Annotated in this window: 6 protein-coding genes; 2 read left to right on the top strand and 4 right to left on the bottom strand. The window is 67.7% G+C overall.

What is annotated here, in order from left to right; translation table 11 throughout:
* Positions 1–138: 138 nt before the first annotated feature.
* The 3 genes from QC765_RS05325 to QC765_RS05315 all read right to left on the bottom strand — a co-directional run bounded on the left by QC765_RS05325 (position 139) and on the right by QC765_RS05315 (position 4,022).
* The gene (locus QC765_RS05325) at positions 139–735 is read right to left on the bottom strand and encodes a hypothetical protein (RefSeq protein ID WP_278313376.1); all 597 of its coding nucleotides are present in this window, start codon (positions 733–735) and stop codon (positions 139–141) included.
* Positions 736–1,485: 750 nt separating this feature from the next.
* The gene (locus QC765_RS05320; protein WP_278313375.1) at positions 1,486–3,120 is read right to left on the bottom strand and encodes an ABC transporter permease; all 1,635 of its coding nucleotides are present in this window, start codon (positions 3,118–3,120) and stop codon (positions 1,486–1,488) included.
* Positions 3,117–4,022 (bottom strand): ABC transporter ATP-binding protein, encoded by a 906-nt coding sequence (locus QC765_RS05315; protein WP_278313374.1) that lies wholly within the window; start codon positions 4,020–4,022, stop codon positions 3,117–3,119. The genes QC765_RS05320 and QC765_RS05315 overlap by 4 nt, the downstream gene beginning before the upstream one ends.
* 129 nt (positions 4,023–4,151) lie before the next feature.
* Between QC765_RS05315 and QC765_RS05310 the strand changes: the two genes are divergently transcribed.
* On the top strand, positions 4,152–4,643 hold the full coding sequence (locus QC765_RS05310) for a GbsR/MarR family transcriptional regulator (protein WP_278313373.1): 492 nt from the start codon (positions 4,152–4,154) through the stop codon (positions 4,641–4,643).
* Between the two features lie 163 nt (positions 4,644–4,806).
* Here QC765_RS05310 and QC765_RS05305 read toward each other — a convergent pair whose 3' ends face one another.
* A complete protein-coding gene (locus QC765_RS05305; RefSeq protein WP_278313372.1) occupies positions 4,807–5,085 on the bottom strand; it encodes a metal-sensitive transcriptional regulator in 279 nt (92 codons plus the stop codon).
* Between the two features lie 327 nt (positions 5,086–5,412).
* Between QC765_RS05305 and QC765_RS05300 the strand changes: the two genes are divergently transcribed.
* Entirely contained in the window at positions 5,413–7,485 is a 2,073-nt protein-coding gene (locus QC765_RS05300) for an MMPL family transporter (RefSeq protein ID WP_278313404.1), read from the top strand.
* The last annotated feature ends 23 nt before the right edge of the window (positions 7,486–7,508 follow it).

The raw sequence follows: 7,508 nt of genomic DNA, 5'->3' as shown, positions 1-7,508 counted from the left end.
TCACCATCGTGACATCACTCCTTCTGGGCCCTTCATGGCCCAGTGTTCAGGATGTCCACACTCCGGGGGGAATGCCCGTTTGGTGCCCTCTCGGACATTGGCCATTAGGGCATGTTGATGCCGGCGAGGCCACCGACGCTAGCGGCGGTCCGTCCACCAGCGCGGCGGCAACCGGGCATCCTGCGGATGGGGGCTCGGCCAGTCCTCCGGCAACGGGTCGACCGGCCCACGATCAGGATCGTGCTTCCACCAGCGGATCGGCTCCGCCCGAATGGGATTGGCCGCCAGCAGTCCCGCGAACCTCGACGCGAGCTCGTCGGGGTTGCCGCGCGCGTGCTGCCAGGTGTAGCGGCATAGGTCGAGCGAGAGCTTCTGCCGCAGAAACCATTCCCGTTCCTGCTGGTCAGCGATGATGCGTGCGGCATCGGGCCGGTCGTTGTACTTGATGGCCCCATCGGCCTCGAACCCGGCCCAGTGGTACGGCCACAATCCATCGAGCCGGAACCGCGGCTTGGTATCACCGACCCACGCGTTCGGAACCGGAAGGGGCAAGCCGCCCAAGTAGGCGGCGAACCGGCCCAAGGATTCCAGCGGTGACTCCGCGAGTCCCGACGCATGATCTGCCACCCAGCGGGCCCGCTCGATCCCTGCCCGCCCCCGGAAATCCTTGATGCAGCCAGTGAGGCTCGCGCCTCGGCGCAACGCTTGATCCGCCACCGCTAGCGCATCGGGCATGCGCGACGATAATGCGATCGTGCACGCAGCATGCCCTGCCGTCGTCGCGGGCACGCCAGCGTAGTGCCGCAGCCGATTCTCGGGAATTGGTTCCACACGCGTGCGGCCATACGCGCACTTCGTCACCCCGCTCAATCGCGTGCCCGGACGCACGACCAACGGCAACCGGGGTGGCCTCCCCATCGTGGGCAACCCATTCACCGTCGCCGCTGACCAGCCTGCAAGGTAGGAGCCTGGCAGCCCGGATCCCACGAATGCGCGCGAAGCCAGGGCGAACTGCTCCCAGTCCGATAGTCGCTGGTAGACCACTGGATCGACGTAAGCACCCTGCGCGAGGCGAGCAAGGAGACCGCGCGAACACAACTGTTGCGCGTGCTGGCGCGAGATGCCCTCGCCGACGCGGACCAGACCGTCGTTCGCCGCGAGCAGATTCTCCACCGCGCGGGGCAGCTGGTCACCGCGTAGCGGGTTTCGTGAGGGTGGCATGGCCATGCAGCCTGCCGGGAGCTGGTGGCGCGCGCATCTTCCTGCAGCGTTCCTGTGGACAATCCTCGGCTTGTGGACAACTTTGGTGGGCCGGCTTGTGCTGCGGCTGCACGGTCCAGCGACGTCTTGCCCCGACGAAATCTGCGAGCGAAAGTAAACGGCAACCCGGCAAATCGGGCATGTTTGTGGACTTTCACTCGCAGATTCGGCCGAGGAGCGAGGCCGAGGAGCGAGGAGCGAGGAGCGAGGGCCGAGCCCCCACACCTACTTCGATTCGAGGTCGCGGCGGCGGAATCCGACGATCCCGGCGGCAGCGAGGGCGACGGCGATCGCGGTGAGGGCGATCAGTGGCATCCATTGGAGGTCGGCGGCGGGCAGGTCGGGGATGTAGCCGAAGGGGGAGTAGCGGTGGGTCCATTCGGGGAAGCCGAGTATGCCGCCGAGGTAGACGACGATGATGCCGTAGACGGGGACGATCCAGCCGAGGGCGAGCAGGCGCGGGGCTAGGCCGTAGAGGGCTGCGGCAACACCGACTGCGACCCAGATAGCAGGGATGTGGGCGAGGGCGGCGCCGAGGACTTTGGTGAGGAAGCCGATGTCGCCGGTGACGAGGGCTCCGGAGCCGCCCATGCCGATGCCGGTGATGATGGCGAGGAGGGCGCTGGAGCCGAGGGCGATGGTGAGGTGGCTGGCCATCCAGTGCTGGCGGGAGACGCCGGTGGAGAGGATGGGCTCGGCGCGGCCTGCGGTTTCCTCGCTGCGCATGCGGTTGACGGCGAGGACGGCCTGGGCGGAGATGACGATCGATAGGAACGTGATGAGCATGGCGACGTAGGAGTCGACCAGGGTGGAGCCGGGGATCTGGGAGATGATGTCGCCGAGGGCGGCGATCTGCTCGATCATGTCCTCGATGCCGTCGATGAGCATGCCGTAGGACGCTCCGAAGAGCAGCATGCCGATGGTCCAGGCGATGAGCGAGGCGCGGTGGAGCCGGTTGGCGAGGCCAAAGGGCGTGCCGAGGAGGGGGCTTGCCGCGGCGGCTCCGCGGCGCGCGGCGCGCAGTCCAGCGCCGACGTCGCGCTGGGTGCTGAGCCGGTATCCGAGGGCGATGAGCGTGGCGGCGACGGCTAGCGCGAGCAGGAGTGGCCACCAGCGCTCGTCGGTGGCGTATGGGCGGGAGGCCTGGCCCCAGTAGAGCGGGGAGAGCCAGCTGCTGCTGTTGTCGCCGATGTCGCCGAAGGCGCGCAGCACGTAGGCGATGCCGAGGGTGGCAAGCGCCAGGCCGGTGGCGCCGCGTCCGAACTCGGTGATCTGGACGGTGATGGCGGTGATCCCGGCGAAGACGATTCCCGCGGCGGCGATGCTCAGCCCATACAAGAGGGAGCCTGTGGGGGTGATGCCTTGGAGGCCAGTGGCGGCGAGTCCTGCGGCGGTGAGCAACCCGGCGATGAGGCTGGTTCCGGTGACGATGATGAGCGCGGCGGTGAGGGTGGCGTGGCGGCCGACGACGCTGGAGCGGACGAGCTCGGCGCGGCCTGCTTCCTCCTCCGCGCGAGTATGGCGGACGAGCTGCAGGATGCTCATGAGCCCGAAGACGAGCGCTGTCATGACGGTCATCTGGTGGCCGATCATGATGCCGAAGTGGTAGTCGGCGGGCTGGTAGTTGCGGCCGACCATGCCGATCATGGCGGGTAGCTCAGCGAGCCGCGCGACGGTGTCGCGGTCGGCGGCGGTGGGGTAGGTCTGCTCGAAGCTCGAGACGCTGGAGAGGGTGAAGAGGGTGAGCCCGGCGATCCAGAGGGGCAGCCGGATGCGGTCGCGGCGCAGCGCGAGGCGGGTGAGCGTCCAGGTGCCGGCGAGTGGGTGGCCGGATCGCGTGGGCGCGTGGGTGGTGGTCATGCCGTGGCTCCGTTGGTGAGCTCGTTCTGGTAGTGCTGCAGCATCAGTTCCTCGAGCGTGGGCGGGTGGCTGGTGATGCCGCGGATGCCGAGGGTGGCGAGCTCGCGCATGACGGTATCGAGGTGGTTGCCGTCGACGGAGAAGCGGATGCGGCCATGCTCCTCGGCGAGGTCGTGGACGCCGTCGAGGCGGGCGAGCCCGGTAGCGGGCTGGTCGGTGGTCACCTCGACTGTGGTGCGGGTGAGGTGGCGCATGTCGTCGAGCGTGCCGGTCTGCACGATCTGGCCCTGCCGGATGATGCTGATGCGATCGCAGAGCTTCTCGACCTGGGCGAGGATGTGGCTGGAGAGCAGGACGGTGGTGCCCCGGCCGGTGGCTTCGTGGATGAATTCCTGGAAGACGGTCTCCATGAGGGGGTCGAGTCCGGCGGTCGGCTCGTCGAGGAGGAGCAGGTCGACGTCGGAGGCGAGGGCGGAGATGATGGCGACTTTTTGCCGGTTGCCCTTGGAGTAGGTGCGGCCCTTCTTGGTGGGGTCGAGGTCGAATCGCTCGATGAGCTCGGCGCGGCGGGCGGTGTTGATGCCGCCGCGGAGGCGGGCGAGCAGGTCGATGGCCTCGCCGCCGGTGAGGTTGGGCCACAGCTCGACGTCGCCCGGGACGTAAGCGAGTCGGCGGTGAAGGGGTACGGCGTCGCGCCAGGGGTCCTGGCCGAGAAGGGTGATCGTCCCGGAGTCGGCGCGCTGGAGGCCGAGGAGGATGCGGATGGTGGTGGATTTCCCGGCGCCGTTGGGGCCGAGGAAGCCGTGGACCTCGCCGGGCTCGACGTGGAGGTCGAGGTGGTCGAGGGCGCGGACGGAGCCGAAGGTCTTGACGACATCTTGCATGTCGATTGCCGCAGTCATGCCATCGATCTTACAGAGTATTCACTAAAGTGTGAATAGTATGAACCTTGTTACGATAGTGGCAGCGAGCGATGGCGCCAGGAGGTGCCGGCAGGGCGAAGAGGGCAACGGTTCGAGCAGGGAGCGGTCATGGACGAGTCGGACAACCACGAAGCGGTGCTGCGATTCACCGAGAAGCTCGCGATCCTGCTGAGCGAGGCCGGGATGCCTCGCATGTCGGCCAGGGTTTTCGCCTATGTGCTCGCCGATGATGCCGACACCTACACCGCGCGCGATCTCGCGGAGGGCCTGCGCGTGAGCCCGGCGGCGATCTCGGGCGCGGTGCGACAGCTGGTCCAGGCCGGGTTGCTCGCGCGCGGCAGGGAGCCAGGGGAGCGCTCGGACTTCTACCGGATCGACGGCGACGATGTGTGGGGCACGATCATGGCGCAGCGCAAGCCTTTCCTCGAGCGCTACATCGAGCTGCTCACTGAAGGCGCGCGCGAGATCGGAGCCACGCGAGCGGGCGGTCGGCGGCTCGAGGAGACCATCGAGTTCTACCGCTTCATGGACGAGGAGCTCGGCCACACCCTCGAGCGCTGGAAGGATCGGCGCGCGCGCTGGGTGGCGGGGCGGGCCTAGGCCTGCCGCCCCGAGCCGACGCCGTCAACCCCGGCCTCGGGCCCCGGGCGCGCAAACGCGATAGATGCCGCGGAGATCCCGAGACGGCTTCTATCGCGTTTGACGGCTTCCCGTGCTTATGCCGCCGCCGCTCACAACGGTCGCCAGTGGCCGCAGCCAGCCCTCAGGCCAGGGCGAGGAAGAGCTTCTCGAGCTCGTCCTCGGAGAGCGCCTTCGAGGTGCCGTCCTCGGCGGTGCCTTCGTTGGCGAGGCATTCGCGCAGGCTCGTGGCGACGATCTTGAAGCCAGCACGGTCGAGGGCGCGGGAGACGGCAGCGAGCTGGGTCACTACGTCGCGACAGTCACGGCCGTTCTCGATCATCGAGATGACGCCGGCGAGCTGGCCATGCGCGCGGCGGAGGCGGTTGAGGATCAGGGCGGCGCTGGGGTCTGCGGGGTCCATCGCGGCCTCCTTTGTTGTGCGGGATCCTTGACTGTATCGGATCGGATACCCCCCAGGGTACGCCAGTTGCGCGATCCGGGGATCTGCAGCGACGGTTCTTGGCGTGGATCACACTACTGGCGGTTGTATACCCCTATGGGTATATGATTGGCTATGCGGTAAATACCCACAGGGGTATATATGACACTGCCTGGAACTGCAGAAAGGTGAACCACCGTGACGGTCCGCACCGAGGACGCGACGCCAGAAGAGGGCGCCGCGCCTCCCGATGCCTGCCCGGCGCCATCCACCCCCCAAAGCGGCCCACTTGGTCGGCTCGGGATCACCATGACCCACCGCGCGAGCACGGTTCTCGTCGCCTGGGTCATCCTCATCGGCGCCCTGGGCGCGTTCGCCCCCGCCGTGTTCACCTCTCTCGCTGGGGCTGGCTGGCAGGCCAACGACTCCCAGTCCGTCCAGGCCCGCGAGCTCGCCAACGAGCACTTCGGCGGCAACTCGGCATCTGCGCTGCAGGTCGTCATCAACGCCCCCGGCAAGGACATCGCCGACGAGGACGTGCAAGCTGTCATCACTGAGGTCACCAACACTCTCGCCAGTGACGAGCGCTTCGCCGACATCATCCCGCCCCAGGCTGGCATGACCATCTCGCCCGACGGCAGCACCGGCATCCTGATCGCCGGAGCGAACGCCAGCACAGATGACATGGTCAAGGCCGTCGATGATCGCCTCGACGAGCTGACGGCGCTGGCGGGCAACGGTATCGAGATCTATCCCACCGGCTCGAGCGCGCTATGGAGCGACTTCAACCACGCCAACCACGACGCCATGATCAAGGCCGAGATGATCTCCTGGCCGGTCACGCTGACCATCATGATCATCGCGTTCGGCTCCGTCGTCGCCGCGGGACTGCCCCTGCTGCTCACCCTCGCTGGGCTCGTCGCCTCCGCGGGCGCCCTCGTCCTGCTGAACATGGCCACCCCCATCTCGGTGTGGGCGATGAACTTCGCGATGATGTTCGCCCTCGCGCTCGGCATCGACTACGCGCTGTTCATCGTCGCGAGGTTCCGCGATGCCCTCAAGCGCACCGCCGACGCGCGCATCGCCGTCGCCGAGACCATGGACACCGCGGGCAAGGCCGTGCTGCTCTCCGGCATCACCGTGCTCATCAGTCTCTCCGCAGTGCTGCTCGTCGAGGCTCCGGCGGTGCGGACGATGGCGGTGGGCATCATGCTCGCGGTGTCGTTCGTTCTGCTCGCCACCTTGACCTTGCTGCCCGCGGTGATGGGCAAGCTTGGCAACCGCGTCAATGCCCTCGCGCTGCCGCATGCCAAGAAGCAGGAGCATCGCTCACCGATGTTCGCCAAGTGGGGCGAGATCCTCAACAAGCACCCCTGGCCGTTCGCGGTCGGTGCTGTCGCGCTGCTCGTGGCGCTCGCCATTCCGGTGTTCTCCCTCAAGGTCGCCATGCCGTCCATCGACGTTGTTGACGAGGCCTCGCCGGTTCGCGAGGGCTACAGCGTCGTACAGGAGCAGTTCGGCGAGGGCGCGCCCGGCATGCTGCAGATCATCGTCCCCGAGGCGGATGCGGCGGCAACCATTGCCGCGACCGAGAGCACCGACGGCATCGCTATGGTCACCCCCGCGATGCCGGCCACCGACGGCTCCGGCTACGCCATGATCCAGGCCATGCCGTCCGTCGACCCCTCCGATGAGCAGCTCGGCACAATCCTCGCCGACCTGCGCGCCGCCATTCCAGCCGACGCCGTCGTCGGCGGGGCTGCCATCGAGAACCTCGACCTGCAGCAGGCGCTCAACGACGCGTTCCCGCTGATCGTCACGATCATCCTCGTGCTTGGGTTCCTGCTGCTGCTCGTCGCGCTGCGCGCGCCCCTGATCGCGTTCATCGGCACCGCCGTCAGCCTGCTCTCCACCGCCGCTGCGTTCGGCGTGGCCAAGCTGATCTTCCAGGACGGCGTGGGCGCGAGCCTGCTCGGCTTCGAGCCGCAGGGCTTCCTCAACGGCTGGGGGCCGGTGTTCTTCTTCGCGATGATCTTCGCCATCGCGATGGACTACACCGTGTTCCTCCTCGCCACCGCGAAGGAGCACTACGAGAAGACCGGCAGCGCCGTGCAGGCCAAGGTGGAGGGGCTCGCCCACTCTGGGCGCGTCATCATGGCTGCCGCTGCGGTGATGGTCGCGGTGTTCTTCACCTTCGCGCTCGCTGATCCGCTGCCGCCGAAGGAGATGGGCATCATCCTCGGCCTTGCCGTGCTGCTCGATGCGGTGATGATCCGCCTCGTCCTGCTGCCGGTGGTGCTGCGCCTGTCGGGGCATGCAGCGTGGTACTGCCCCCGCTGGCTGTCGAGGATCCTGCCAAACGTCAGCTTCGCACACGGCTGAGGGGCTATCCGGCGGCGGGAGGC

The organism is Hoyosella levis (assembly GCF_026008515.1).
GTDB classification, from domain to species: Bacteria; Actinomycetota; Actinomycetes; order Mycobacteriales; family Mycobacteriaceae; genus Lolliginicoccus; species Lolliginicoccus levis.
This window is presented reverse-complemented; position numbering and strand designations above follow the sequence as displayed.

Coding starts and splice junctions, on each gene's coding strand:
- QC765_RS05300 (WP_278313404.1), top strand. CDS start 5,413: ATGACCCACCGCGCGAGCACGGTTCTCGTCGCCTGGGTCATCCTCATC.
- QC765_RS05320 (WP_278313375.1), bottom strand. CDS start 3,120: ATGACCACCACCCACGCGCCCACGCGATCCGGCCACCCACTCGCCGGC.
- QC765_RS05310 (WP_278313373.1), top strand. CDS start 4,152: ATGGACGAGTCGGACAACCACGAAGCGGTGCTGCGATTCACCGAGAAG.
- QC765_RS05325 (WP_278313376.1), bottom strand. CDS start 735: ATGCCCGATGCGCTAGCGGTGGCGGATCAAGCGTTGCGCCGAGGCGCG.
- QC765_RS05305 (WP_278313372.1), bottom strand. CDS start 5,085: ATGGACCCCGCAGACCCCAGCGCCGCCCTGATCCTCAACCGCCTCCGC.
- QC765_RS05315 (WP_278313374.1), bottom strand. CDS start 4,022: ATGACTGCGGCAATCGACATGCAAGATGTCGTCAAGACCTTCGGCTCC.